At 64.6% G+C, this 25,617-nt stretch carries 21 protein-coding genes; 15 read left to right on the forward strand and 6 right to left on the reverse strand.

What is annotated here, in order from left to right; genetic code table 11:
• Positions 1-123 precede the first annotated feature (123 nt).
• The gene (locus tag M2427_RS33230) at positions 124-903 is read left to right on the forward strand and encodes a DUF1223 domain-containing protein (protein WP_280711035.1); all 780 of its coding nucleotides are present in this window, start codon (positions 124-126) and stop codon (positions 901-903) included.
• 624 nt (positions 904-1,527) lie between these two features.
• A complete protein-coding gene (locus M2427_RS33235; RefSeq protein WP_280711036.1) occupies positions 1,528-1,899 on the forward strand; it encodes a DUF2794 domain-containing protein in 372 nt (123 codons plus the stop codon).
• 6 nt (positions 1,900-1,905) lie between these two features.
• Here M2427_RS33235 and M2427_RS33240 read toward each other — a convergent pair whose 3' ends face one another.
• The 4 genes from M2427_RS33240 to M2427_RS33255 form a co-directional block, all read right to left on the reverse strand.
• Complete coding sequence (locus tag M2427_RS33240; RefSeq protein ID WP_280711097.1) at positions 1,906-2,436, reverse strand: N-acetyltransferase family protein; 531 nt, start codon at positions 2,434-2,436, stop codon at positions 1,906-1,908.
• Between the two features lie 207 nt (positions 2,437-2,643).
• Positions 2,644-3,435, reverse strand: coding sequence for a Bax inhibitor-1/YccA family protein (locus M2427_RS33245; protein ID WP_280711037.1), 792 nt, complete (start codon positions 3,433-3,435; stop codon positions 2,644-2,646).
• A 283-nt stretch (positions 3,436-3,718) separates the two neighbouring features.
• On the reverse strand, positions 3,719-6,319 hold the full coding sequence (locus tag M2427_RS33250) for an FtsX-like permease family protein (protein WP_280711039.1): 2,601 nt from the start codon (positions 6,317-6,319) through the stop codon (positions 3,719-3,721).
• Positions 6,316-7,038 carry an ABC transporter ATP-binding protein gene (locus M2427_RS33255; RefSeq protein ID WP_280711040.1) on the reverse strand — a complete coding sequence of 241 codons (723 nt, stop codon included), beginning with the start codon at positions 7,036-7,038 and terminating at the stop codon, positions 6,316-6,318. The genes M2427_RS33250 and M2427_RS33255 overlap by 4 nt, the downstream gene beginning before the upstream one ends.
• A 55-nt stretch (positions 7,039-7,093) precedes the next feature.
• Between M2427_RS33255 and M2427_RS33260 the strand changes: the two genes are divergently transcribed.
• The 12 genes from M2427_RS33260 (at position 7,094) to M2427_RS33315 (ending at position 21,199) form a co-directional block, all read left to right on the forward strand.
• Positions 7,094-7,729, forward strand: a complete 636-nt coding sequence (locus M2427_RS33260; RefSeq protein WP_280711098.1) for an arylesterase — start codon at positions 7,094-7,096, stop codon at positions 7,727-7,729.
• A gap of 173 nt (positions 7,730-7,902) precedes the next feature.
• Positions 7,903-8,439 carry an RNA 2',3'-cyclic phosphodiesterase gene (thpR, locus tag M2427_RS33265; RefSeq protein WP_280711042.1) on the forward strand — a complete coding sequence of 179 codons (537 nt, stop codon included), beginning with the start codon at positions 7,903-7,905 and terminating at the stop codon, positions 8,437-8,439.
• A gap of 210 nt (positions 8,440-8,649) precedes the next feature.
• Positions 8,650-9,834, forward strand: a complete 1,185-nt coding sequence (zapE, locus tag M2427_RS33270) for a cell division protein ZapE (protein ID WP_280711043.1) — start codon at positions 8,650-8,652, stop codon at positions 9,832-9,834.
• 247 nt (positions 9,835-10,081) lie between these two features.
• Positions 10,082-11,050, forward strand: coding sequence for a malate dehydrogenase (gene mdh / locus M2427_RS33275; RefSeq protein WP_008145224.1), 969 nt, complete (start codon positions 10,082-10,084; stop codon positions 11,048-11,050).
• Positions 11,051-11,250: 200 nt separating this feature from the next.
• Entirely contained in the window at positions 11,251-12,447 is a 1,197-nt protein-coding gene (sucC, locus tag M2427_RS33280) for an ADP-forming succinate--CoA ligase subunit beta (protein WP_280711044.1), read from the forward strand.
• Between the two features lie 4 nt (positions 12,448-12,451).
• Positions 12,452-12,931, forward strand: a complete 480-nt coding sequence (locus M2427_RS33285; RefSeq protein WP_280711045.1) for a DUF1579 family protein — start codon at positions 12,452-12,454, stop codon at positions 12,929-12,931.
• Between the two features lie 33 nt (positions 12,932-12,964).
• Positions 12,965-13,849: a succinate--CoA ligase subunit alpha gene (gene sucD, locus M2427_RS33290; protein WP_280711046.1), complete on the forward strand. Its 885-nt coding sequence runs from the start codon at positions 12,965-12,967 to the stop codon at positions 13,847-13,849.
• A 136-nt stretch (positions 13,850-13,985) separates the two neighbouring features.
• Positions 13,986-16,943: a 2-oxoglutarate dehydrogenase E1 component gene (locus tag M2427_RS33295; protein ID WP_280711048.1), complete on the forward strand. Its 2,958-nt coding sequence runs from the start codon at positions 13,986-13,988 to the stop codon at positions 16,941-16,943.
• Positions 16,944-17,123: 180 nt separating this feature from the next.
• Positions 17,124-18,359: a 2-oxoglutarate dehydrogenase complex dihydrolipoyllysine-residue succinyltransferase gene (gene odhB / locus M2427_RS33300; RefSeq protein ID WP_280711049.1), complete on the forward strand. Its 1,236-nt coding sequence runs from the start codon at positions 17,124-17,126 to the stop codon at positions 18,357-18,359.
• Between the two features lie 55 nt (positions 18,360-18,414).
• Positions 18,415-19,176: an SDR family oxidoreductase gene (locus M2427_RS33305; RefSeq protein ID WP_280711050.1), complete on the forward strand. Its 762-nt coding sequence runs from the start codon at positions 18,415-18,417 to the stop codon at positions 19,174-19,176.
• A 57-nt stretch (positions 19,177-19,233) separates the two neighbouring features.
• Entirely contained in the window at positions 19,234-20,634 is a 1,401-nt protein-coding gene (gene lpdA / locus M2427_RS33310) for a dihydrolipoyl dehydrogenase (RefSeq protein ID WP_280711051.1), read from the forward strand.
• A 34-nt stretch (positions 20,635-20,668) separates the two neighbouring features.
• Entirely contained in the window at positions 20,669-21,199 is a 531-nt protein-coding gene (locus M2427_RS33315) for a hypothetical protein (protein ID WP_280711052.1), read from the forward strand.
• Positions 21,200-21,383: 184 nt separating this feature from the next.
• On the opposite strand, the gene M2427_RS33320 is transcribed toward M2427_RS33315, so the two are convergent.
• Together M2427_RS33320 and M2427_RS33325 are read right to left on the reverse strand one after the other, a co-directional pair.
• Entirely contained in the window at positions 21,384-21,977 is a 594-nt protein-coding gene (locus M2427_RS33320) for a DUF4337 domain-containing protein (RefSeq protein ID WP_280711053.1), read from the reverse strand.
• Between the two features lie 113 nt (positions 21,978-22,090).
• On the reverse strand, positions 22,091-23,056 hold the full coding sequence (locus M2427_RS33325; protein ID WP_280711054.1) for a tyrosine recombinase XerC: 966 nt from the start codon (positions 23,054-23,056) through the stop codon (positions 22,091-22,093).
• A 123-nt stretch (positions 23,057-23,179) separates the two neighbouring features.
• On the opposite strand from M2427_RS33325, the gene M2427_RS33330 reads away from it, so the two are divergent.
• Complete coding sequence (locus M2427_RS33330) at positions 23,180-25,390, forward strand: primosomal protein N' (RefSeq protein ID WP_280711055.1); 2,211 nt, start codon at positions 23,180-23,182, stop codon at positions 25,388-25,390.
• Positions 25,391-25,617: the final 227 nt, after the last annotated feature.

The raw sequence follows: 25,617 nt of genomic DNA on the forward strand, positions 1-25,617 counted from the left end.
TCGGATGGGCCCGCCCGGCAGAGACCTCGCTCCGGACGGTTGAATGTACCGCGCCCGTAAGACTACGGTGACCATCAGGCGATAAGATCTCCCCCCAACGCGCTACCATGTGTGACGATCGACATGACTGCATTGATGGCTTCTAATTTCGTTTCGCGCTGGTCCGGGGCGCTCTGGTCGGGAGCACTCGGCATCTGCGCGATCGTCGCCGTTATCCGTCCTGCTGAGGCCGATCCTCGTGCCGTGGTCGAGCTCTTCACCTCGCAGGGCTGCTCCTCCTGCCCGCCCGCCGACAAGGTCATCGGCGACCTCGCCAAGGATCCCTCGATCATCGCGCTGAGCATGCCGATCGACTATTGGGATTATCTCGGCTGGAAGGACACGCTGGCGGACTCACGCTTCTCGGCGCGGCAGCGCGCCTATTCGCGCATGCGCGGTGACCGCGAGATCTATACGCCGCAAGTCGTGGTCAACGGCGCCGCGCATGTCATCGGCAGCGACCGGCCCGGCATCGAAAACGCCATCGACAAGACCGACACGAGCACGGGCGTGATGAGCGTGCCGGTAACGATGTCGATCGCAGGCAAGCAGATCAACGTGTCGGTGGCCGCGAGCACTGAGCCGGCGGTCTCGCATGGCGAGGTCTGGATCTGCTCCATCATGAAATCGGTGCCGATCGAGATCAGCCGCGGCGAGAACCGTGGACAGCAGATCACCTACCACAACGTCGTGCGCAATCTGCTCAAGGTCGGCGACTGGAACGGACGTCAGGAAACCTGGACGGTGCCGATCGAGAATCTGACCTCGCGCGAGGGCGTCGACGGCGCGGTGGTCTATGTCCAGGACGGCAGCCGCGAGAAGCCCGGTCCAATGCTGGGCGCGGCGTACACGTCGCTGCACTAATTCGTTTTTCTCTCTATAGGCGTCGTACTCGCTCTAACTCCTCATGGTGAGGAGCGTGCCCTTGCGCGCGTCTCGAACCATGCAGGCCCCGCTGGTGCGTAGCTCGGCCTCGCATCCTTCGAGACGCCGCGCCCAAGAGCGCGGCCCTCAGGATGAGGGGCGAGAGTTTTCGCGCAGATGTTCTGAGAGGCGTTCGTCCAGCCGCCAGAAACACCCCGACACAAACAAAAAAGGACCAACTCGCGTTGGCCCTCCTTGTCATGCGTACAGACCCGATCCTGTTCGACCCCGGGGGGCTGGGGGCTGAGGAATCCGGAACCGAAAGGACCGGGTCAACGCACACACATCTTTTCGCAATGCAGGGCGGCACGCGGTGGGCGGAAAAGCGGCGATCCTGTGATTCCTGCTAACGATCCCGTGACGGATTGCCGCTGAGAAGTTCCACCGTTGCGTGTGTCATGAATCGGATCCGATTGGCAAGGCGGCCCAGAGTCCTCCAGGGCTCCGTGACGAGCCTCTTGCAGCGGGGAACAGTTGGCGCAATCATACAGATGTCATGATCCGCGGCTCCGGGGACGGTCTTCGCGGACGGGGGTCATGCTTGATGCGAAGAGGAGGCGCCCCATGAGTTTGACGTCGGAGGATGCCGATCCGAGCGAGCAGCGCGCGGCGGCGCGCCCCGCCGCTGCGAATGCACAGCCCGGCCGGGTGACCTTCAACCGGCTCGAGCTGCACCGAATTCTCAATCTCTATGGCCGCATGGTCGCCGACGGCGAATGGCGCGATTATGCGATCGACTTCCTGAAAGACCGCGCGGTGTTCTCGGTCTATCGCCGCGCCTCGGAAGTGCCGATCTATCGCATCGAGAAAGATCCGCGATTAGCGCGCAAGCAAGGCATGTACAGCGTGATCTCCGCGACCGGCCTGATCCTGCGCCGCGGCCACGAGCTCGAGCGCGTGCTGCTGGTGATCGACAGGAAGCTGGCGGTGGTTTAGCGGCGATTACTTCGCAGGCACGCTCTTCGCGCCCTCGCCAAGGTCGCGCTGCATCATCACCGTATCCAGCCAGCGGCCGAATTTCAGGCCGACATTCGGATGCGTGCCGATCATCTTGAAGCCGCCCCTGGCGTGCACGCCGATCGAGCCGGCATTGGCGGAATCGCCGATGACCGCGATCATCTGCCGGTAGCCGCGCGCCTCGCATTCGCTGATTAACCGCTCCAGCAATAACGAGCCGATGCCGCGGCGGTGGAACGAGGGATCGAGATAGATCGAGTTCTCGACCGTGAAGCGGTAAGCCGGCCGCGGCCGGTAGGCCCCGGCATAGGCATAGCCGGCGATGCGGCCGTCGATGATCGCGACGAAATAGGGGAAACCACCGTCGACGAGAGCGCGGTAGCGGCGCGTCATCTCGGCGAGATCGGGCGGATCCAGCTCGAACGTCGCGGTGCCCTCGCGGACAGCCTGCTGGTAGATGGCGGTGATGGCGGGAAGGTCGGCCGCGGTCGTGGGCCTGATTTCGGGTGCGGACATAGGGGAGAAGATTAGCAGGGACCTTGTTGCGAGCAACGCCATTTCCGCATGCGTCATGGCCGGGCTTGTCCCGGCCATCCACGTTCTTGCGCATATGTAGTTGCAAAGTTCGTGGATGCCCGGGACAAGCCCGGGACGGATACCCCTTGAAAGCAAAAACCCCGGCCTCGCGGCCGGGGTTCGTGTCCGTTTCCTCTGGTCTGGCGCTTAGTCGCGCTGGCCGAGGAGCTGCAGCAGCAGCGTGAAAAGGTTGATGAAGTTCAGGTAGAGCGAGAGCGCACCCGAGATCGCCGCACGCTCTGCGATGTCACCGCCGGCCGAAGCGTAGCCGTAGATGTAGTCGTTCTTCAGGCGCTGGGTATCCCAAGCGGTGAGGCCCGCGAACACGAGAACACCGACCACGGACACCACGAACTGCAGCACCGAGCTTGCCAGGAACAGGTTCACCAGGCTTGCGATGATGATGCCGATCAGGCCCATGAACAGGAACGAGCCCATGCCGCTCATGTCGCGCTTGGTGGTGTAGCCGTAGAGGCTCAGCGCGCCGAAGGTCGCTGCAGTGATGAAAAACACCCGCACGATCGAGTCATGCGTGTAGACCAGGAAGATGGTCGACAGCGAGATGCCCATCAGCGCCGAGAACACCCAGAACAGGATCTGGGCGGTCGAGGGTGCCAGACGGTTGATGCCGGCCGAGATCACGAACACCATGGCGAGAGGTGCCAGCATGAACAGATATTTCAGCGGGCTCACGAACATCGCATAGCCGAACGGAGTCAGGAACAGCTTGCCGACGCGGACGGCTTCCGGGGTCGGAACGTCAGTGACGGCAGCCATGTAGACACCGAGTGCGGCCAGGCCGGTGATGGCCAGGCCAATGCTCATGTAATTGTAGATGCGCAGCATGTAGGCGCGCAGACCGGCGTCGACCGTCGCGGCGTCAACACGCCCGGCGGCCCTGCCGAAAGGAGAAGCGTAATTGCGGTCTAGGTCCGACATGGTCGAATTCCCGTTGGTTGGTCCGGTCCGGCATGAGGGTCGCCATGCCGCCGGTTCGTCAAATTCTATCTCGGATACCGACGTCTGCCGACATTAAATTTGCATAACAATCGGGGCTCCGAACCCATCCGATATGTGGGAAACTAACACATTCGGTGCAACGGTCCACGCGCGGCTGAATGTCGCCCTTGTCGCACATTCCTGACGCGAGCCTGACAAATAAACGTGGTTAATCCCGGAAATCCCGCGATTCCGGTCCGGCGCTATCAACCGCTACCTTTTGTCACAAATTCCGCAACACCGTGGCGGGCTTTTTGTTCAACGCCAGCAGCGTGCCGGCGAGCCCGAGCCCGACGGTGACGACCAGGGCGGCCGCAACCACGCCGGCTGCGCTGCCGGCTTGCCAGACGAAAGTCAGCGTCATCAGCCGCGTCACGATCATCCAGGCTGCGATGCTGCCGGCGATCACGCCGAACACGGCAGTGGCAAGGCCGATCAGCAGGTACTCGAGTGCATAGGCGCCGAGCAGCCGCAGCCGTGTCGCGCCGAGCGTCTTCAGGATCACCGCATCATAGACCCGGTGGCGATGACCGGCGGCGAGCGCGCCGCCCAGCACCAGGATTGCCGAGATCAGCGTCACGGCACTGGCGCCGCGAATGGCGAGCGCGAGATTGGTCACCACCGCACCGACCGTCTCCATCACCTCGCGCACGCGCACACTCGTCACCATTGGGTAAGCGTCCGCGACCTGCTTGATGATCTTGCCGTCGCCGGTTGCATCACCGCCAGCCTCGGTTAGCGTTGCGATATGGGTGTGCGGCGCGCCCTTGAACGCGTTCGGCGAGAACACCAGCACGAAATTGATGCCGAGCCCCTGCCAGTCGATGGTGCGCAGATTGCCGATTTTCGCCGGGATGTCGCGGCCGAGCACGTTGACCACGACCTCGTCGCCGAGCTTCAAGCCAAGCCCGTCGGCGATTTTCTTTTCCATCGACACCTGCGGCGGGCCGGAATAATCGGCGCCCCACCATTCGCCCTCGACCACCTTGGATCCCTTGGGCAATTCGCCGGTATAGGTCAGGCCGCGGTCGCTCTGCAGGACCCATTCGGAATCGGTTGATGGCTTGAGGTCCTCGGCGCGAACGCCGCGGGCGGCGACGATACGCCCGCGCAGCATCGGCACGTCCTCGATCTTCGCGCCAGGGGCGATCTGGCGCAGATAATCGTCGAAGGGCGCGGCCTGCGTGCTCGGAATGTCGATGAAATAGAACGACGGCGCCCGGTCGGGCAGCGCGGCGAGAAACTGCCGGCGCAGATTGCCGTCGATCTGGGTGATGGTGACGAGCACGGCGAGGCCCAGGCCGAGCGAGAGCACGACGGACGGTGTCAGCGCGCCCGGCCGGTGGATGTTGGCGATCGCCAGCCGCAGCATGGTGAAGCGCGTGCGCGGCAGCTTTCGCGCGATGGCCATCAGCACGGCGGCAACGCCGCGCAGCACCGCGAACACGACGACGGAGGAGGCGACGAACACCGCGGCAATGCGCTTGTCGAAGGACAGGCCGATCACGACGGCGACCAGCAAAGCGACGACGACGCCCATGAAGGCGAGATAGCCCACGCGCGGCCGGTGCCATTCGGCAGCTACGGTGTCGCGGAACAATGCCGCCACCGGCACGTCATGCACGCGCCCGAGCGGCCACAGGCCGAAAGCGAGCGCGGTGAGCAGGCCATAGAGGAAGGACAGCGCGAGCTCGTCGGCATGCACGGCCGGCACCACCGGCAGCGGCAGCAGCTTGCCGAAGACGCCGACGATGGCGAACGGCATCGCCGCGCCGAGCGCGAGGCCAATCACCGATCCGATCGCGGCGAGCAGGACGACTTGCGCGAGATAAATGCCGAACACGTCGCGCCCCGTGGCGCCGACGGCCTTGAAGGCCGCGATCACCTCGAGCCGGCGGTCGATATGGCTCTTCACGGCATTGGCGACTCCGACGCCGCCGACCAGAAGCGCGGCGAGGCCGACCAGCGTCAGGAACTGCGTGAAGCGGCTGATATTGCGCTCGAGCTGCGGCGAGGCGTTGGAGCGGCTGCGGACCTCCCAGCCGGCCTGCGGCGCGGCGTCGCGCGCATCCGCAATGAAGGCGTCGGTGGCGCGGTCGCTATTGGCGGTGTCGGGCAGCTTCACGCGATAGACCCAGCGCACCAGGCTGCCGGGCTGAATGAGACCGGTGGCACGCAAGGCCGCCTCGCTGATCAGGAAGCGCGGGCCGAAACCGAGGCCGCCGGCGAGCTTGTCGGGCTCGGCCTCGACGGAGCTGCGGATCTGGAAGGTCGCAGAGCCAATGGTGACACGGTCGCCGATCTTCAGCGACAGCCGCGCCAGCAGCGTCGGATCGGCAGCCGCGCCGAAGGCACCGTCACGCTCCGCGACCAGATCGGACATCGGCAGCGGCGGCGCCAGCGTCAACTGTCCCAGCATCGGATAGGTGTCGTCGACCGCCTTCATCTCGACCAGTGCCAGCTTGCCCTCGGCCGAGCGCGCCATGCCGCGCAGGGTCGAGGCCACGGAGACGGTGCCGCGCGAACGCAGGAAGGTGACTTCCTCCGGCTTCGCCTCGCGCTGGAACAGCACGAAGGAGACGTCGCCGCCGAGCAGCGTGCGACCTTCGCGCGCAAGACCCTCGCTCAAGCTCGCCGACACTGAGCCGACGCCGGAAATCGCCATCACGCCGAGTGCGATGCAGGCGATGAAGACGTAGAAGCCGCGCAGGCCGCCGCGCAATTCGCGCAAAGCGTAACGGAGCGACAGCGCGATGCCGTTCGGCTTTGCAAAGTGAGGCTTGGCAAAGTGAGGCTTGGCAAACGGTTCGACAGCGAGGCTCATGCGTTGGTCGTCTGCGTGTCGATGCGCCCGGAGCGCAGGCGGATGACGCGATCGCAGCGATGCGCGAGCGAGGAATCGTGCGTCACCAGCACCAGCGTCATGCCGCGCTCGGCATGCTTGGTGAAGAGCAGGTCGACGATCTGTTTTCCCGTGGTCTCGTCGAGATTGCCGGTCGGCTCGTCGGCGACGAGGATGGCGGGATCGGGTGCCAGCGCGCGCGCGAGCGCAACGCGCTGCTGCTCGCCGCCGGAGAGCTGCGTCGGATAATGATGCAGGCGATCGCCGAGCCCGACCGATTGCAGCTCTTCAGCCGCGCGCTTGTTGGCATCGGGGTTGCCGGCGAGCTCGAGCGGCACCGCGACATTCTCCAGCGCGGTCATGGTCGGGATCAGATGGAAGGACTGGAACACGATGCCGACCTGGCGGCCGCGGAAGCGCGCGAGCGCGTCCTCGTCGAGGGCATTGAAAGGCGTGCCTGACACCACCACCTCTCCACTATCAGGACGCTCCAGCCCCGCCATGACCATCAGCAGCGTGGATTTGCCCGAACCTGACGGGCCGATCAGGCCGATCGTCTCGCCCGAGCCGATGCGCAAGCTGATATCCTTGAGGATGTGAACGCGTGCCGCCCCCGACCCCAAGGAGAGATTGACGTTGGAGATGGCGATGGTGTCCGGCGTGGTGCCGGCGAGCGAAGAGGGAGAGATGCTGATGTCCATGGTCCGGTCATATGGCAACTCCGCACGCGCGGTCGAGAGGCGTTACGGAATGTTCATGCACATAGCCGTGTTGATGCTCGCTTTGATGACGGTCGTAAATCCGGCGTGGGCGCAGGCGACGAAGCCGATCAAGCTTGTCGTTCTGGGCGATAGCTTGAGTGCGGGTCTTGGCCTCCCGGCTCAGGACGCGTTTCCCGCGAAACTCCAAAAAGCCTTGCAAACCAAAGGTATAGAGGCCGATATGATCAACGCCGGGGTGTCGGGCGACACCTCGTCCGGCGGCCGCGACCGGCTCGACTGGTCGGTGTCCGACGGAACCGAGGGCGTCATCATCGAGCTCGGCGCCAACGATGCGATGCGCGGCATCGACCCCGACTTGACGCGGGCGGCGCTGACCGACATCGTTCAACGTCTCAAGGCGCGCAAGATCGCCGTGATGCTGTGTGGCATGCTGGCGCCGCCGAATTTCGGCGCGGACTATGGCGCGCGCTTCAATTCGATTTATCCGGATCTGGCGAAACAGTTCGATGTCCCGCTCTATCCGTTCTTCCTCGACGGCGTCGCCGCCGACGCCAGGCTCAACCAGGCCGACGGCATTCATCCGACCGCTGAAGGCGTCGACATCGTCGTTGGCAGGATGCTGCCCACGGTGGAGGCATTCGTGCGCACGATCGGCGAGCAACGCCGTTGAAAAGCAGGCAATGCTAACCCTAACAACCGGGGTTTTCCCGGTGTAGCTTTGGGCACGCTTCGCAGAGTCACACAACTGCGATAGGAATCAGAGTACCGGTGATTCGACGCCGGCTCTAATTTGGATAGGGTCCTTTCTCGAGGACTGTACCCAAGCATCGGGAGTGCGAAACGATGCCGCGTTTGTTCACTGGTCTGGAAATTCCGGCCGAGATCGGCCAGTCGCTTTCCAACTTGAGGGGCGGCCTTCCCGGCGCCCGGTGGATCGATCCCGAAAATTATCACGTCACGTTACGCTTCATCGGCAACATCGATGGCGCCTCCGCCAACGAGATCGCATCGATGCTGTTTCGCGTCGATCGCAAGCCGTTCGAGGTGAAGGTGCAGGGGTTGCAGAGCTTCGGCGGCCGCAAGCCGCGCGCGGTGGTCGCCACCATCGCGCCGAGCAAGCCGCTGATGGATTTGCAGGCCGAGCTCGAACGCATGATGCAGCGGATCGGCCTTGATCCGGAAGGCCGCAAATTCATTCCGCATGTCACGCTGGCCCGGCTGTATGACGCCACCGACCGCGATGTCGCCGACTACCTCTCGATCCGCGGCTACTTCCCGAGCAAAGCCTTCATGGCGGAGCGTTTCGTCCTGTTCTCGTCGCGCGCGTCGACCGGCGGCGGCCCGTACGTGGTCGAGGACGCGTACGAGCTGTGTGAGTAGCCTGGTTCTCGTGTCCCGGACGCTGCGCAGCGCGAAGCGTTGCGCTGCAGAGCCGGGACCCATCTCTCCACGATGGTGATGTACGAAACAGTGGGTCCCGGCTCTGCGCAGCAGCGTTACACGCTGCGGCGCGTCCGGGGACACGGAACGCATAGCCCGTCCACCAATTGACGGCTTGCAATTTCCGCCGGTCTCTGGCGGTAAAGGGCGATGCTCTCCACCCCAAATTCCTCCTTCAGCGAAGCCTACCAAGCCCAGATCGCCTCCGGCGCGATCGAGCCCGATGCTGCGCAGGCCGAAGTGGCCGAGGCCTATGCGGCGCTCGATTTGCGGCTCGCCAACTACAGCCCCAAGCGCAAGCAGGGCCTGCTCGCCCGCCTGTTCAGCGGCGACAAGGATGAGGCGCCGCGCGGACTCTACATCCACGGCGAGGTCGGCCGCGGCAAGACCATGCTGATGGACCTGTTCTTCCAGCACTCCAATGTCGAGCACAAGCGCCGCGCGCATTTCCACGAATTCATGGCCGATGTGCATGAGCGCATCTACGACTATCGCCAGGGCATTGCCCGCGGACAGATTCCGGATGGCGATGTCATCGCGCTGACGGCGCATGCGATCTTCGAGGAGAGCTGGCTGCTCTGCTTCGACGAATTCCACGTCACCGACATTGCCGACGCGATGATCCTCGGCCGCCTGTTCGCAAAGCTGTTCGAGCTTGGCACCGTCGTGGTCGCAACCTCCAACGTCGCGCCCGACGATCTCTACAAGGGCGGTTTGAACCGCGCGCTGTTCCTGCCCTTCATCAAGCAGATCACCGACCACATGGACGTCTCGCGTCTCGATGCGCGCACCGACTTCCGGCTGGAAAAACTTCAGGGCGTACCGATGTGGTTGACGCCTGCGGATGGCGATGCCGACGCTGCGCTCAACAAGGCCTGGGTGAAGATGACCGGCAACGCCAAGTGCAAGTCGCGCGACATCCAGATCAAGGGGCGCACCCTGCACGTGCCGTGCTCGGCCCATGGTGTCGCGCGCTTCGGCTTTGCCGATCTCTGCGAGAAGCCGCTTGGTGCATCCGATTACCTCAGGCTGGCGCACGACTATCACACCATCCTGGTCGACCATATTCCAGTGATGGACTTCTCCCAGCGCAACGCCGCCAAGCGCTTCATCACGCTGATCGACACGCTCTATGACAATGCCGTGAAGCTGATGGCCTCGGCCGATGCCAACCCTATCTCGCTGTACCTCGCCCATGAGGGCACCGAGGCGATGGAGTTCAAGCGGACCTCGTCGCGCCTGATCGAGATGAGTTCGGAATCCTATCTGGCGCTGCCTCACGGCCGCAAGGATTCCACCGCCAGCGGCTCGACCAAAGGCCTGGTCGAGACTTAAGTCCTATCTCTGCCCGTCATTCCGGGGCGCGCGGAGCGCGAGCCCGGAATCCATCGCGCCACCAACTCTGCCGCCCGATGGATTCCGGGCCTGCGCCTGCCGGCGCATCCCGGAATGACGGAGCGGGTATGCTGGCTGCTTTCTCGTCAAGCCCGACAATTGGGCATCCACCGACTTGAACGGGGGAAGCGAAAGGGATAACCACCCATCAGTTTTCCCTCCTCACGTGTCTAAAGGACAGGTTCACATGGCGCGCGACAAGATTGCTTTGATTGGCTCCGGCCAGATCGGCGGAACGCTGGCTCACCTCATCGGGCTGAAAGAACTGGGCGACGTCGTGATGTTCGACATCGCCGAGGGCGTGCCGCAGGGCAAGGCGCTCGACATCGCGCAGTCCTCGCCGGTCGACGGTTTCGACGCGCACTATACCGGCGCCAACTCCTACGAGGCTCTCGACAACGCCAAGGTCTGCATCGTCACCGCCGGCGTGCCGCGCAAGCCCGGCATGAGCCGCGACGACCTCCTCTCCATCAACCTCAAGGTCATGGAGCAGGTCGGTGCCGGCATCAAGAAGTACGCCCCCGACGCCTTCGTCATCTGCATCACCAACCCGCTCGACGCGATGGTCTGGGCGCTGCAGAAGGCCTCCGGCCTGCCGCACAAGAAGGTCGTCGGCATGGCCGGCGTGCTCGACTCCGCCCGCTTCCGCTACTTCCTGGCCGACGAGTTCAACGTCTCCGTCGAGGACGTCACCGCCTTCGTGCTGGGCGGCCATGGCGACACCATGGTGCCGCTGGTGAAGTACTCGACCGTCGCCGGCATCCCGCTGCCCGACCTCGTCAAGATGGGCTGGACCTCGCAGGCGCGCCTCGACGAGATCGTCGATCGCACCCGCAACGGCGGCGCCGAGATCGTCAACCTGCTCAAGACCGGCTCCGCCTTCTACGCCCCGGCTGCCTCGGCGATCGCAATGGCCGAGAGCTATCTGCGTGACAAGAAGCGCGTGCTGCCGTCGGCCGCCTACCTCAACGGCGAATACGGCGTGAAGGACATGTATGTCGGCGTGCCCGTCGTGATCGGCTCCAAGGGCGTCGAGCGCGTCGTCGAGATCGAGCTCGCCGGCAAGGACCGCGAGGCCTTCGACAAGTCGGTCGGCGCGGTGCAGGGCCTGGTCGACGCCTGCAAGAAGATCGCACCCGATCTTCTCGGCCGCTAAGGCAAGCAATCCCCGCCGAAGATCGAAACCCGGTCTTCGGCGGTTTCATTTCCGGACCCCGGCTGACCGGGGCGGGTTCCGGGTCCAAGATCTCGATGTCAACGAATCCGGGTTGCAGTTCCTGTGGTATATGGTATGCCAGCCACAAGACTGAGGTGGGCCCTGAGGGGTCACCGCCCGCGGGTTCAGGGAGCGACCATATGAATATCCATGAATATCAGGCCAAAGCGCTGCTGGGCGAGTTCGGCGTGCCGATCTCCAAGGGCGTACCGGTCCTCAAGGCGAGCGACGCTGACGCCGCCGCCAAGGCGCTGCCGGGTCCGGTCTATGTGGTGAAGAGCCAGATCCATGCCGGCGGCCGCGGCAAGGGCAAGTTCAAGGAAGCCTCGGCCGGCGACAAGGGCGGTGTCCGCATCGCCAAGTCGCCCGCGGAGGTCGCCGAATTCGCCAAGCAGATGCTCGGCGCCACGCTGGTGACCATCCAGACCGGCCCCGCCGGCAAGCAGGTCAACCGCCTCTACATCGAGGACGGCTCCGACATCGACAAGGAGTTCTATCTCTCGATCCTGGTCGACCGCGAGACCTCGCGCGTCTCCTTCGTCGTCTCGACCGAAGGCGGCGTCAACATCGAGGACGTCGCGCACAACACGCCTGAGAAAATCGTGACCTTCTCGGTCGATCCCGCGACCGGCATCATGGGCCATCACGGCCGCACCGTCGCCAACGCGCTGAAGCTATCAGGTGATCTCGCCAAGCAGGCTGAAAAACTCACCGCGCAGCTCTTTGCGGCCTTCGTCGCCAAGGACATGTCGATGCTGGAGATCAACCCGCTGGTCGTGACCAAGCAGGGCCAGCTCCGCGTGCTCGACGCCAAGGTGTCGTTCGACGACAACGCCCTGTTCCGTCACCCCGAGGTGCTCACGCTGCGCGACGAGACTGAGGAAGACGCAAAGGAAATCGAGGCGTCGAAGTACGACCTCAACTACGTCACCCTCGACGGCAATATCGGCTGCATGGTCAACGGCGCCGGTCTTGCCATGGCGACGATGGACATCATCAAGCTCTACGGCATGGCGCCGGCGAACTTCCTCGACGTCGGCGGCAGCGCCAGCAAGGAGAAGGTCGCGGCCGCGTTCAAGATCATCACCGCGGATCCCAACGTGAAGGGCATCCTGGTCAACATCTTCGGTGGTATCATGAAGTGCGACGTGATCGCCGAAGGCGTCACGGCTGCGGTTCGTGAAGTCGGCCTCAGCGTGCCGCTGGTGGTCCGTCTCGAGGGCACCAATGTCGAGCTCGGCAAGAAGATCATCCGTGAATCCGGTCTGAACGTGGTGCCGGCCGACAATCTCGATGACGCCGCGCAGAAGATCGTGAAGGCCGTCAAGGGAGGCTAAGGCCATGGCCCAGGACCATCTCGCCGCATCATCCCCACTTGCAGAGCATGCGCGCCTCGCCGCGTTCGCCGGCGAATGGAATGGTGAAGAGATGGTCTTCCCGTCGCGCTGGACTGCGGGCGGGCCGGCCACCTCGCGCACCGTCGCGCGCATGGATCTCAACGGGTTCTATCTGATCCAGGACTCGGTCCAGATGCGCGACGGCAAGCAGGTCTTCGCCACCCACGGCCTCTTCACCTACGATCGCGAGGACCGGACCTACAAATTGTTCTGGTACGATTCGCTCGGCTACACGCCGCCCTCGCCCGCCTCCGGCGGGTGGGTCGGCAACACGCTCACGCTGGTGCGCGGCTCGCTCCGCGGCAATGCGCGCCACGTCTACGAGATCATCGACGACGCCTCCTACTCGTTGAAGATCCAGTTTTCTCCGGACGCGGAAGGCTGGGCTGACGTGCTCACCGGCGTCTACCGCCGCATCCACTGACCTCTCACTAGCTAGTTCGCGAAAGCAGACCTCATGTCCATCCTGATCGACAAGAACACCAAGGTCATCTGCCAGGGTTTTACCGGCAAGAACGGCACCTTCCACTCGGAGGCCGCCATTGCCTACGGCACCAAGATGGTCGGCGGCACCTCGCCCGGCAAAGGCGGTTCGACCCATCTGAACCTGCCGGTGTTCGACACCGTCCGTGAGGCGCGCGAGAAGACCGGCGCCGACGCGTCGGTGATCTACGTGCCGCCGCCGGGCGCGGCGGATGCGATCTGCGAAGCCATCGACGCCGAGATCCCGCTGATCGTCTGCATCACCGAGGGCATTCCCGTCCTCGACATGGTGCGCGTGAAGCGTTCGCTCGCCGCTTCCAAGTCGCGCCTGATCGGACCGAACTGCCCGGGCGTCATGACCGCCGGCGAGTGCAAGATCGGCATCATGCCCGCCAACATCTTCAAGACCGGCTCGGTCGGCATCGTCTCCCGGTCCGGCACGCTGACCTATGAAGCCGTGTTCCAGACCTCCCAGGAAGGCCTCGGCCAGACCACCGCGGTCGGCATCGGCGGCGACCCGGTCAAGGGCACCGAGTTCATCGACGTGCTGGAAATGCTGCTGGCCGACCCCAAGACCGAGTCGATCATCATGATCGGCGAGATCGGCGGTTCCGCCGAGGAGGACGCCGCCCAGTTCCTCAAGGACGAAGCCAACCGCGGCCGCAAGAAGCCGATGGTCGGTTTCATCGCCGGCGTCACCGCACCTCCCGGCCGCCGCATGGGCCATGCCGGCGCGATCATCTCGGGTGGCAAGGGCGACGCCGGTTCCAAGACCGAGGCGATGAAATCCGCTGGGATTACAGTGTCCCCGTCGCCGGCGCGCCTCGGCCATACGCTTGCCGAAAAGTTGAAGGCGTAATTCACTTCTTCGTGCTTTTCCGGGCGAAGTTTCGCGGCAAATAGGGTAAATGGTGCCAATCGCGTCGGGCCTCTGCCGGGGAGCCCGACGCCAGCGCCGTTTGTTATGCGCGAACCGAAATCGCCAGGAACCCAGTATGTCTCGCCAGGACGCGAACGCAGCCTTTGCCCTTTCTTCGTTTTTGCAGGGCACCAACGCCACCTATATCGACGAAATCTACGCCCGCTACGAGAAGGACCCGTCCTCGGTCGACGCCGAGTGGCAGGAGTTCTTCAAGAGCCTCAACGACCAGCCCGCTGACGTCCGGAAGAACGCCGAGGGCCCGTCCTGGGAGCGCGATAACTGGCCGTTGACCCCGAAGGACGACCTGACCTCGGCGCTCGACGGCAACTGGGCCGAAGTCGAGAAGGCGGTCGGCACCAAGATTGCGGCCAAGGCGCAAGCCAAGGGAGCCGACATCTCCTCCGCCGACCTGCTCCAGGCCACGCGCGATTCCGTCCGTGCGTTGATGCTGATCCGCTCCTACCGCATGCGCGGCCACTTCCACGCCAAGCTCGATCCGCTCGGCATCGAAGCCCAGCGCAACCGTGAAGAGCTCGACCCGCGCACCTACGGCTTCAGCGAAGCCGATTTCGACCGAAAAATCTTCCTCGATCACGTGCTCGGCCTCGAATATGGCAGCCTGCGCGAGATCACCGCGATCTGCGAGCGCACCTACTGCCAGACGCTCGGCGTCGAGTTCATGCATATCAGCAATGCCGCGCAGAAGGCGTGGATCCAGGAGCGCATCGAGGGCCCGGACAAGGAAATCTCGTTCACCCGCGAAGGCCGCCGCGCCATCCTGATGAAGCTGGTCGAGGCCGAAGGCTTCGAAAAGTTCTGCGACACCAAGTTTACCGGCACCAAGCGTTTCGGCCTCGACGGCGGTGAAGCGCTGATCCCCGCGCTCGAGCAGATCATCAAGCGCGGTGGCAATCTCGGCGTGAAGGAAATCGTGGTCGGCATGCCGCATCGCGGCCGCCTCAATGTGCTGACGCAGGTGATGGGCAAGGCCCATCGCGCGCTGTTTCACGAGTTCAAGGGCGGCTCGGCCAACCCTGATGCCGTCGAAGGCTCCGGCGACGTCAAGTACCACCTCGGCGCCTCCTCGGACCGCGAGTTCGACGGCAACCGCATCCATCTGTCGCTGACCGCCAACCCCTCGCATCTCGAGATCGTCGATCCCGTCGTGCTCGGCAAGGTTCGCGCCAAGCAGGACCAGCATGGCGATCCGCCGGACCAGCGCATCTCGGTGATGCCGCTGCTCATGCATGGCGACGCGGCGTTCGCGGGCCAGGGCGTGGTCGCGGAATGCTTCGGTCTGTCGGACCTGAAGGGCTACCGCACCGGCGGCTCCGTGCACTTCATCGTCAACAACCAGATCGGCTTCACCACCTATCCGCGCTACTCGCGCTCCTCGCCCTATCCGTCCGACGTGGCGAAGATGATCGACGCGCCGATCTTCCACGTGAACGGCGACGATCCGGAAGCGGTGGTGTTCGCCGCGAAGGTCGCGACCGAATTCCGGCAGAAGTTCCACAAGCCCGTCGTCATCGACATGTGGTGCTATCGCCGCTACGGCCACAATGAGGGCGACGAGCCGGCCTTCACCCAGCCGGTAATGTACAAGCGGATTGCGGCCCATCCCTCGACCCTCACGCTCTATTCCAAGCGCCTGATCGCCGAAGGCGTCGTCACCGAGGGTGAGGTCGACAAGCTGAAGGCCGACTGGCGCGCGCGTCTCGATGCCGAGTTCGAGGCCGGCACCAGCTACAAGCCGAACAAGGCCGACTGGCTCGATGGCAAGTGGGCGGGCTTCAAGATCGCCGACCAGGAAGAGGATGCGCGTCGCGGCGTCACCGGCGTCGACGTCGCCGAGCTGAAGGACATCGGCCGCAAGATCACCAAGGTGCCGGACGGTTTTCGCGTCCACCGCACCATCCAGCGCTTCCTCGACAACCGCGCGAAGGCGATCGACACTGGCGCCGGCATCGACTGGGCGACCGGTGAGGCGCTGGCGTTCTGCACGCTGCTCGCTGAAAACCATCACGTCCGTCTGTCCGGACAGGACTCCGAGCGCGGCACCTTCTCGCAGCGCCACTCGGTCCTGATCGACCAGGAGGACGAGAGCCGCTACACGCCGTTCAACCATCTCGGCAGCGAGCAGGGCCATTACGAGGTCATCAACTCGCTGCTGTCGGAAGAAGCCGTGCTCGGCTTCGAATACGGTTACTCGCTCGCCGAACCGAACACGCTGACCTTGTGGGAAGCCCAGTTCGGCGACTTCGCCAACGGTGCGCAGGTCGTGTTCGACCAATTCATCTCCTCGGGCGAACGCAAATGGCTGCGCATGTCCGGTCTCGTCTGCTTGCTGCCGCACGGCTATGAGGGCCAGGGACCCGAGCATTCCTCGGCGCGTCTGGAGCGCTACCTGCAGATGTCCGCCGAAGACAACATGCAGGTGGTCTATCCGACGACGCCGGCGAACTACTTCCACGTGCTGCGCCGCCAGCTGCATCGTGAGATCCGCAAGCCGCTGATCCTGATGACGCCGAAGTCGCTGCTGCGTCACAAGCGGGCGGTCTCGCGTCTGGAGGAGCTCGCCAAGGGCACGACCTTCCACCGCATCCTCTATGATGACGCCCAGATGCTGCCGAACGAGCCGATCAAGCTCGTTCCGGACGAGAAGATCCGCCGCATCGTGCTGTGCTCGGGCAAGGTCTATTACGACCTCTACGAGGAACGCGAGAAGCGCGGCATCGACGACATCTACCTGATGCGTGTCGAGCAGCTCTATCCGGTGCCGCTGAAGGCGCTGGTGGCCGAGCTGTCCCGCTTCAAGAAGGCGGAAGTGATCTGGTGCCAGGAAGAGCCCCGCAACATGGGTGCCTGGCACTTCATCGAGCCCTATCTGGAATGGGTGCTGAACCAGGTGAACGGCGTGAGCCGGCGTCCGCGTTATGTCGGCCGCGCCGCTTCCGCTGCGACCGCGACTGGCCTGATGTCCAAGCATCAGGCTCAGCTGAAGGCGTTCCTGGACGAAGCACTGAGCTGAACTTCTTCGAACTGCGTCATGCCCCGCCCCAGTGCGCTCTTGCGCACGAGGGCGGAGCATCCGGTCAGACGTGACGTCCTCGTGAATGCGATGCGTCCCGGCTTGCTGGGTGGCCTGCTTTTCGCTGGCCGTGACATCAGGAATTCATGACCGCATTGGCGATCCCTTAAGGAAAAGACCATGACTGAAATTCGTGTGCCGACGCTCGGCGAATCCGTCACCGAGGCCACCATCGGCCGCTGGTTCAAGAAGGCCGGCGACCCGGTCGCCGTCGACGAGCCCTTGGTGGAGCTCGAAACCGACAAGGTCACGATCGAGGTCCCGGCGCCCTCCGCCGGCACGCTGAGCGAGATCATCGCCGCCGATGGCGCGACTGTCGCTGTGGGCGCGCTGCTTGGCCAGATCACCGACGGTGCCGGCGCTGCCAAGCCTGCCGCCGCGCCCGCCAAACCCGCTGCTGCTCCGGCGGCCGCCGCCGCTGCCCCGGCTGCTGCGACGAAGGCACCGCCGGCCGACGCGCCGCTCGCTCCCTCCGTGCGCAAGATTTCGGCCGAAAGCGGCATCGATGCTTCGACCGTTCCGGGTTCAGGCAAGGATGGCCGGGTTACCAAGGGCGACATGCTCGCTGCGATCGAGCGTGCGGCCTCCGCGCCGACCCCGGTCAACCAGCCTGCCGCTGCCGTGCAGGTCCGTGCGCCGTCGCCGGCCGATGACGCCGCCCGCGAAGAGCGCGTCAAGATGACCCGCCTGCGCCAGACCATCGCGCGCCGTCTCAAGGACGTGCAGAACACCGCGGCGATGCTGACGACCTTCAACGAGGTCGACATGACCAACGTGATGGCGCTGCGGGCCCACTACAAGGATGCGTTCGAGAAGAAGCACGGCTCCAAGCTCGGCTTCATGGGCTTCTTCACCAAGGCCGTCGTGCAGGCGCTGAAGGACATCCCGGCCGTCAACGCCGAGATCGACGGCACCGATTTGATCTACAAGAACTACTATCACATCGGCGTCGCCGTCGGCACCGACAAGGGCCTCGTCGTGCCCGTCGTGCGCGACTGCGACCACAAGTCGATCGCCGATATCGAGAAGGGCATCGCCGATTTCGGTCGCCGCGCCCGCGACGGCCAGCTCAAGATCGACGAGATGCAGGGCGGCACCTTCACCATCACCAATGGCGGCATCTACGGCTCGCTGATGTCGACCCCGATCCTGAACGCGCCGCAATCCGGCATCCTCGGCATGCACAAGATCCAGGATCGTCCGATGGTGGTCGGCGGCAAGATCGAGGTGCGCCCGATGATGTATCTGGCGCTGTCCTACGATCACCGCGTGATCGACGGCAAGGAAGCCGTCACCTTCCTGGTTCGCGTCAAGGAGAGCCTGGAAGATCCGGCGCGTCTGGTGCTCGATCTCTGATCGCTGATGCTCTGCCAGCGCCGTCGCCCTCAGGTGCGACGGCGCCTGTCGAACCATGGAGGGGCGCGTGACCGATAAAGTCGTTGTCATCACCGGCGGCAGCCGTGGCATCGGGCGGGCAACCGCGCTTGCGGCGGCTGCGCGCGGCTATCGCGTCGTGGTCGGGTATGCCAGCAACAAGCAAGCCGCCGACGAGGTGGTCAGCCAGATCGAGGCCGGCAACGGCAAGGCGATTGCGGTGAAATGCGACGTCGCCGAGGAACGCGACATCATCGACCTGTTCAAGGCGGCCGACAAGTTCGGCACGCTGGCCGCGCTCGTCAACAATGGCGGCATCGTCGGCAAGAGTGGTGTGCGTGTTGACGAGATGTCGGCCGAGCGTATCCAGCGCGTGCTGGCGGTCAACGTCACCGGCTCCATCCTCTGCGCGCGCGAGGCGGTGAAGCGCATGTCGACCAGGCATGGCGGCAAGGGCGGCGTCATCGTCAATCTGTCATCGGTTGCTGCCAAGCTCGGCGCGCCCAATACCTATGTCGACTACGCTGCGTCGAAGGGCGCGATCGATTCCTTCACCACCGGCCTCGGCTATGAGGTTGCGGGCGAGGGCATTCGCGTCGCAGGCATTCGCCCCGGCCTGATCGATACCGAAATTCATGCCTCCGGCGGCGAGCCCGACCGGCATCATCGACTGGCCCACATGGTGCCGATGAAGCGCGTCGGCACCGCCGATGAAATCGCCAATGCCATCGTCTGGCTGATGTCGGACGAGGCCTCTTACGTGACTGCAGCCACGCTCGATGTGTCCGGTGGACGCTGACGCGCCGCGCGGACGCTGACACATCCTCACAACGCTAAACCTACGGGACTTTCTCTCATGGCTACCTACGATCTCGTTGTCATCGGCACCGGACCTGGCGGTTATGTCTGCGCGGTGCGCGCCAGCCAGCTCGGCATGAAAGTCGCCGTGGTCGAAAAGAACGCCACGCTCGGCGGCACCTGTCTCAATGTCGGCTGCATGCCCTCGAAGGCGCTGCTGCATGCCTCCGAAATGTTCGAGGAAGCCGCGCATTCCTTCGCCAAGATGGGCATCAGCGTCTCCGCGCCGAAGCTCGAATTGCCGGCGATGATGAACTTCAAGCAACAGGGCATCGACGGCAACGTCAAGGGCGTCGAGTTCCTGATGAAGAAGAACAAGGTCGACGTGCTCAAGGGCGCCGGCAAGATCTTGGGCACCGGCAAGGTCGAAGTCTCCGTCGACGGCAAGTCGCAGGTGATCGAAACGAAGAACATCGTCATCGCCACGGGCTCCGACATCGCGCGCCTCAAGGGCATCGAGATCGACGAGAAGCGCATCGTCTCGTCCACTGGCGCGCTGTCGCTGGACAAGGTCCCCGGCAAGCTCCTGATCGTCGGCGCCGGCGTGATCGGCCTCGAGCTCGGCTCGGTGTGGAAGCGTCTCGGCGCCGAAGTCGTCGTCGTCGAATTCCTCGATCGCATCCTGCCCGGCATGGACGGCGAAATTGCAAAGCAATTCCAGCGCATCCTCGAGAAGCAGGGTTTTGCGTTCAAGCTAGGGGCCAAGGTCACGGCCGTTGATACCTCAGGCAAGACGCTGAAGGCGACGATCGAGCCCGCGGCCGGCGGCGCCGCCGAGACGCTCGAGGCCGATGTCGTGCTGGTCTGCATCGGCCGCGTGCCCTACACCGACGGGCTCGGCTTGAAGGAAGCCGGCGTCGCGCTCGATCCCCGCGGCCGCGTGCAGATCGACCCGCATTTCGCCACCAGCCTGAAGGGCGTCTATGCCATCGGCGACGTCGTCGCCGGTCCCATGCTCGCGCACAAGGCCGAAGATGAAGGCGTGGCCGTTGCGGAGATCATCGCAGGCCAGGCCGGCCACGTGAACTACGACATTATCCCAGGCGTCGTGTATACAACGCCGGAAGTGTCCTCCGTCGGCAAGACCGAGGAAGAGCTGAAGCAGGCCGGCGTCGCCTACACCGTCGGGAAGTTTCCCTTTACCGCCAACGGCCGCTCCAAGGTCAACCAGACCACTGACGGCTTCGTGAAGATTCTCGCAGATGCGAAGACCGATCGCGTGCTCGGCGTGCACATCATCGGAATCGAGGCCGGCGAGATGATCCACGAGGCCTGCGTGCTGATGGAGTTTGGTGGCAGTGCGGAGGATCTCGCCCGCACCTGCCACGCGCACCCGACCCGCTCGGAGGCCGTCAAGGAAGCCGCGCTTGCAGTCGGCAAGCGGGCCATCCATATGTAGGGCGCGCCCAAAGCCGAATCGGGCGGGACATCACATGCTGCGCCGCCTTCTTCAACCGGTCTGGGTCCTGCTGGCGATCATCTTCCTGATCGAAGCCTGGCTGTGGGACCATCTTGAGCCTGTTGTCGCGTGGGTGGTCGCACTCATCCCGCTCGCGCGCTTGAAGGAATGGCTGGCGGACCGTGTCGATGCGCTGTCGCCGGCGATGACGTTGATCGTCTTCGCCGTGCCGATCATTCCGCTGTTTCCGCTGAAGCTGGTCGGCCTCTGGCTGCTCACCCACGAATACTGGCTGACCGGCGTCTCCACCTTCCTGTTCGCCAAGATGCTCGGCGTCGGCGTCACCGCATTCCTGTTCGATGTCACGCGCGACAAGCTGCTGGAGATGCACTGGTTCGAGCGGCTCTATGAGTGGGTGCTGCGGCTGCGCGCCAAGGCGACCGAGCTCGTCGAACCCGTCAAGCAGCGCATCCGCGAGCTGATCAAGGGCAACGGCGAAGGCTGGTCCTCGCGCACGCTCCGCCTGATCCAGCGCTTCCGCAAGAGCGTGCACGAGGCGCGGTAGCGTTGTTGTTTGGCGCCACTCGCGCCAACCCTCAGGTGTCGTCCCGGCGAAGGCCGGGACCCATAACCCCAGGGAGAAGTTTGGCGAAGACTCGTCGTTCTGTACTGCTACCTATCGCAATTGATAGATCACGCGGTATGGGTCCCGGCCTTCGCCGGGACGACGGCTGAGAACAACAGCTGCCTCACCCGTGCAGATGCAACAGATGCGGAGCCCACGCACCCAGCACGGTCATGCCAAGTCCGGCGAGCGTCAAGAGCCCCGCGACCCAAGCGAGCGGCAGCATGCCGGTGATGATCGTCGCCGATGCCAGCACGATGCCAATCTGGAATGCGGCCGATGCCAGCTCGAAGTGGTGGTATTTCGCGGTCGCCTCGTCGCGCTCGTGCTCGGCATGCTTGGCCTTCTCGGCGAGCTGCTCGGTGCCTTCGCCGGTCTCGGGTTCGGAGCGGTAGCGCGCCGCGGTCTTCGTCCAGTCGTCGATCTGCTTTTGCACCGCGGCCTTGGTGGCCTCGTCGGTGGCGCTGCCCAGCGTCAGCTTGCCCTGGTCGGCCGCGGTCTGGACCACCGTGCGGCGAATGCTCTTGGCCTGGAAGAACGCCCAGAGATTGGAGGCCTCGACGTTCTTGCTGATGGACTCGGTCTGAGCGCCCTTGCCGAGCGTTTCCGAGATCGCCAGGAACAGCGCCAGCACCGCGATCAGAAGTGCGATCTTCTTGTTCTCGCCCGATGCGTGCTCGGCATGCTCGGCGTGCTCCATGCTTTCGTGTGCGCTCATGAATCCCCTCCTGTTCGGTCCGCCACGATTGACCGAACCGCGCGGCCTGCGCAAGAGGCATGGAAGGGATGACAGCTTGATGTCAGGAATGACCGCGCCCGTCAGCGGCTCTTTCAGCGTCTTGGATGCGCGCTCGCATAGACTTCCAGCAATCGTTCAGAATCGATGCCAGTGTAGATTTGCGTGGTCGAGAGCGAGGAATGGCCGAGCAGTTCCTGGATCGCGCGTAAGTCCCCGCCGCGCGAGAGCAGATGCGTGGCGAAGGAATGCCGCAGCGCGTGTGGCGTGGCACTGTCGGGCAGGCCGAGTGCGCCGCGCAGGCGCTCCATCGCGAGCTGGATGATGCGCGGGCTCAAGGGTCCGCCACGCGCGCCGACGAAGATCGGCCCGTCCTGTGGCAGCGTGTGCGGGCACATCGAAACGTAGTCCTGCACCAGCGCCAGCACGTTCTGCAGCACCGGCACCATGCGGGTCTTGTTGCCTTTGCCGGTCACGACGAGCACGTCGCCTTCGCCCGGCTTCGGCACCTCGCGGCGCTTCAGGCCGAGCGCTTCGGAGATGCGCAAGCCCGAGCCATAGAGCAACGCCATCACCGCGGCGTCGCGCACCAGGATCCAGGTCTCGCGATCCTCGCCGGCGCGCTCGTCGGCGTCAGCCAGGCGCTTTGCGGAAGCCATCGGCAACGGCTTCGGTAAGGTCTTTGCGACCTTCGGCGCGCGGATCGCCGAGAGCGCGCCGACCTTGCCCTTGCCCTCGCGCTCGAGAAAACGGCCGAACGAGCGCAGGCCCGCGAGCGCGCGCATCAGTGAACGGCCGGCAATGTCGTCGGCGCGCCGCATCGCCATGAAGGCGCGCACGTCAGTTGCTTCGAGCGAGGCGAATCGCTCCAGCGTCACGCGCTCGCCCCAATGGCTGCACAGGAAATCCAGGCACTGCCTGAGATCGCGGGCATAGGCCTCGAGCGTCTTCGGCGACAGCCGTCGCTCGGCGCCGAGATGCGCGAGCCAGCGCGTCATCTGCTGCGCGATCGAGGGATCGGCGCTGGCGAGCTCGATTCGAGGGGCGGCGGCTTTGCTCATGCGCTCTGGACGGAATGATTCCGCACAGTATATCGCATCAGACCCGTTTACTGTTCGCTAAGGCCGCTTCGGGGCGTTAGCCTCAAGGCCCCAAGAGACCTCCAAGGTTCCGATTCTCCCGACATGGATCACACGTCGCGCAGCACCACCGCCTCCGCCAACGCGACCCGCATGGTCGACGTGCTGGTGCCGGTCGCGCTCGACCAAACCTATTCCTACAAGGTCCCGCGCGGCATGGAGCTGAAGGCCGGCGATCTCCTCAGTGTGCCGCTCGGGCCACGCGAGGTGCTCGCCGTGGTCTGGGGCGAAAATGCCAATCCCGATCCACGCCTGCACAATCGGCTCAAGGAGGTCAGCGAAAAGCTCGACGTCCCGCCGTTGAAGCCCGAGCTGCGTGCGGTCGTCGACTGGGTCGCCAATTACACCCTGAGCCCGCGCGGCATGGTGCTGCGCATGTGCCTGCGCATGGGCGAGAACCTCGGACCCGAGCGGGTGCGCGCCGGTGTGCGCCTGGTCGGGGACCCCCCGCGGCGGCTGACGCCGGCGCGGGCGCGTGTGATCGAGGTGCTCTCGGACCGGCTGCTGCACACCAAGTCCGAAGCCGCCAAGGAAGCGGGCGTCTCGGCCGGCGTGATCGACGGCCTCGTCGACGAAGGCACGCTGACGGTCGAGCCGATGCCGCCACCAGCGCCGCCGCCGGCGCCCGATCCGGAGTTCGGCCGGCCGGATTTTTCGCCGCTGCAGCGCGCCGGCGTGGATGCGATGCGCGCGCTCGCGGCCAACGGCACGTTCCACGTCGCTCTGCTCGACGGCGTCACCGGCTCCGGCAAGACAGAGGTCTATTTCGAGGCCGTTGCGGAAACCATCCGCCGCGGCAAACAGTCGCTGATCCTGATGCCGGAGATCGCGCTGACCGGCCAGTTCCTCGATCGCTTCGCACAGCGCTTTGGCGTGCGCCCGATCGAATGGCATTCCGAGCTGACGCCGCGCACCCGCGCGCGCAATTGGGCGGCAATCTCGGAAGGCACGGCACCCGTCGTGGTCGGCGCGCGCTCGGCACTGTTTCTGCCTTACGCCAATCTCGGCCTCATCGTCGTCGATGAAGAGCACGACCAGGCCTACAAGCAGGACGAGGGCGTGCACTATCATGCCCGCGACATGGCGGTGGTGCGCGCGCATATCGCAAAAATCCCGATCGTGCTGGCGTCCGCGACGCCGTCGGTCGAGTCCGAGGTCAACGCGCGCAAGAACCGCTATCAGCGCATCGCGCTGCCCTCGCGCTTCGGCGGCCAGCACATGCCGCATATCGAGGCCATCGACATGCGCCGTGAGCCGCCGGCGCGCGGCCGCTACATCTCGCCGCGGCTGGCCGGTGAGATCAGAAAGGCCATCGAGAAGCGCGAGCAGGCGCTGCTGTTCCTCAATCGCCGCGGCTATGCCCCCCTGACGCTGTGCCGTGCCTGCGGCCACCGCTTCGCCTGCACTATCTGCGATGCCTGGCTGGTCGATCACAGATTCCGCCAGCGCCTCGTCTGCCATCACTGCGGTTTCTCGATGCCGCGTCCGCCGACCTGCCCGCACTGCGCCGCTGAGGAATCGCTGGTCGCGGTGGGCCCCGGCGTCGAGCGCCTCCAGGAAGAGGCCGCCGCGCTGTTTCCAGAGGCGCGCACCATGGTGCTGTCGAGCGATCTCATCACCTCGATCGAGACGATGCGGAGTGAGCTCAACGAGATCGCGGAAGGCCGCGTCGACATCATCATCGGCACGCAGCTCGTCGCCAAGGGCCACAATTTCCCGCGGCTGAATCTCGTCGGCGTCGTCGATGCGGATCTGGGCTTGAGCAATGGCGATCCGCGCGCGGCGGAACGCACCTGGCAATTGCTCAACCAGGTGATCGGCCGCGCCGGGCGCGAGCAGGGCCGCGGCGTCGGCTATCTGCAGACCCATCAGCCCGATCACCCTGTCATGAAGGCGCTGATCGCCTGCGACCGCGAGGCCTTCTACGACAGCGAGATCGATTTGCGCGAGAAGACGCTCTATCCGCCGTTCGGCCGGCTTGCGAGCCTGATCATTTCTGCCGGCGATCGTCCGAGCGCGGAAGGGCTGGGCCGCAAGCTCGTTGCACTCGCGCCGCGCGATGAGCGCGTCGTGGTGCTCGGCCCTGCGGAAGCCCCGCTCGCCGTCATCAAGGGCCGATATCGTTTTCGCATCCTGGTGAAATCGGCGCGCGGCTTTGATCTCTCGGACTATTTGCGCAACTGGCTCGCGGTGTGCCCGAAGCCGAAGGGCAATCAGAAGCTGGAAGTGGACGTCGACCCGCAGAGCTTTTTATAGCGCCGCTGTCGCCTCATCCCCTACCGTCATTCCGGGGCGCGTGAAGCGCGAGCCCGGAATCCAGTCATCCACTATCTCTGTCGCCCGATGGATTCCGGGCTCGCGCTTCGCGCGCCCCGGAATGACGAAAAAGCCCGTGGTCCCCCAAGACCACGGGCTTGTTTCACGCGCGCATCGAACTGCTCATGTCCTGAGGACGATGATCGAAACTGCGCTCGTGAGGTGAG

This window comes from Bradyrhizobium sp. BR13661, from assembly GCF_029892425.1.
In the GTDB taxonomy this organism is placed as follows: Bacteria; Pseudomonadota; Alphaproteobacteria; order Rhizobiales; family Xanthobacteraceae; genus Bradyrhizobium.

What these genes read in the sequence shown, in the direction of transcription:
- M2427_RS33230 (WP_280711035.1), top strand. Translation starts at nt 124, where the DNA reads ATGACTGCATTGATGGCTTCTAATTTCGTTTCGCGCTGGTCCGGGGCG.
- M2427_RS33235 (WP_280711036.1), top strand. Translation starts at nt 1,528, where the DNA reads ATGAGTTTGACGTCGGAGGATGCCGATCCGAGCGAGCAGCGCGCGGCG.
- M2427_RS33240 (WP_280711097.1), bottom strand. Translation starts at nt 2,436, where the DNA reads ATGTCCGCACCCGAAATCAGGCCCACGACCGCGGCCGACCTTCCCGCC.
- M2427_RS33245 (WP_280711037.1), bottom strand. Translation starts at nt 3,435, where the DNA reads ATGTCGGACCTAGACCGCAATTACGCTTCTCCTTTCGGCAGGGCCGCC.
- M2427_RS33250 (WP_280711039.1), bottom strand. Translation starts at nt 6,319, where the DNA reads ATGAGCCTCGCTGTCGAACCGTTTGCCAAGCCTCACTTTGCCAAGCCT.
- M2427_RS33255 (WP_280711040.1), bottom strand. Translation starts at nt 7,038, where the DNA reads ATGGACATCAGCATCTCTCCCTCTTCGCTCGCCGGCACCACGCCGGAC.
- M2427_RS33260 (WP_280711098.1), top strand. Translation starts at nt 7,094, where the DNA reads ATGCACATAGCCGTGTTGATGCTCGCTTTGATGACGGTCGTAAATCCG.
- thpR (WP_280711042.1), top strand. Translation starts at nt 7,903, where the DNA reads ATGCCGCGTTTGTTCACTGGTCTGGAAATTCCGGCCGAGATCGGCCAG.
- zapE (WP_280711043.1), top strand. Translation starts at nt 8,650, where the DNA reads ATGCTCTCCACCCCAAATTCCTCCTTCAGCGAAGCCTACCAAGCCCAG.
- mdh (WP_008145224.1), top strand. Translation starts at nt 10,082, where the DNA reads ATGGCGCGCGACAAGATTGCTTTGATTGGCTCCGGCCAGATCGGCGGA.
- sucC (WP_280711044.1), top strand. Translation starts at nt 11,251, where the DNA reads ATGAATATCCATGAATATCAGGCCAAAGCGCTGCTGGGCGAGTTCGGC.
- M2427_RS33285 (WP_280711045.1), top strand. Translation starts at nt 12,452, where the DNA reads ATGGCCCAGGACCATCTCGCCGCATCATCCCCACTTGCAGAGCATGCG.
- sucD (WP_280711046.1), top strand. Translation starts at nt 12,965, where the DNA reads ATGTCCATCCTGATCGACAAGAACACCAAGGTCATCTGCCAGGGTTTT.
- M2427_RS33295 (WP_280711048.1), top strand. Translation starts at nt 13,986, where the DNA reads ATGTCTCGCCAGGACGCGAACGCAGCCTTTGCCCTTTCTTCGTTTTTG.
- odhB (WP_280711049.1), top strand. Translation starts at nt 17,124, where the DNA reads ATGACTGAAATTCGTGTGCCGACGCTCGGCGAATCCGTCACCGAGGCC.
- M2427_RS33305 (WP_280711050.1), top strand. Translation starts at nt 18,415, where the DNA reads ATGGAGGGGCGCGTGACCGATAAAGTCGTTGTCATCACCGGCGGCAGC.
- lpdA (WP_280711051.1), top strand. Translation starts at nt 19,234, where the DNA reads ATGGCTACCTACGATCTCGTTGTCATCGGCACCGGACCTGGCGGTTAT.
- M2427_RS33315 (WP_280711052.1), top strand. Translation starts at nt 20,669, where the DNA reads ATGCTGCGCCGCCTTCTTCAACCGGTCTGGGTCCTGCTGGCGATCATC.
- M2427_RS33320 (WP_280711053.1), bottom strand. Translation starts at nt 21,977, where the DNA reads ATGAGCGCACACGAAAGCATGGAGCACGCCGAGCATGCCGAGCACGCA.
- M2427_RS33325 (WP_280711054.1), bottom strand. Translation starts at nt 23,056, where the DNA reads ATGAGCAAAGCCGCCGCCCCTCGAATCGAGCTCGCCAGCGCCGATCCC.
- M2427_RS33330 (WP_280711055.1), top strand. Translation starts at nt 23,180, where the DNA reads ATGGATCACACGTCGCGCAGCACCACCGCCTCCGCCAACGCGACCCGC.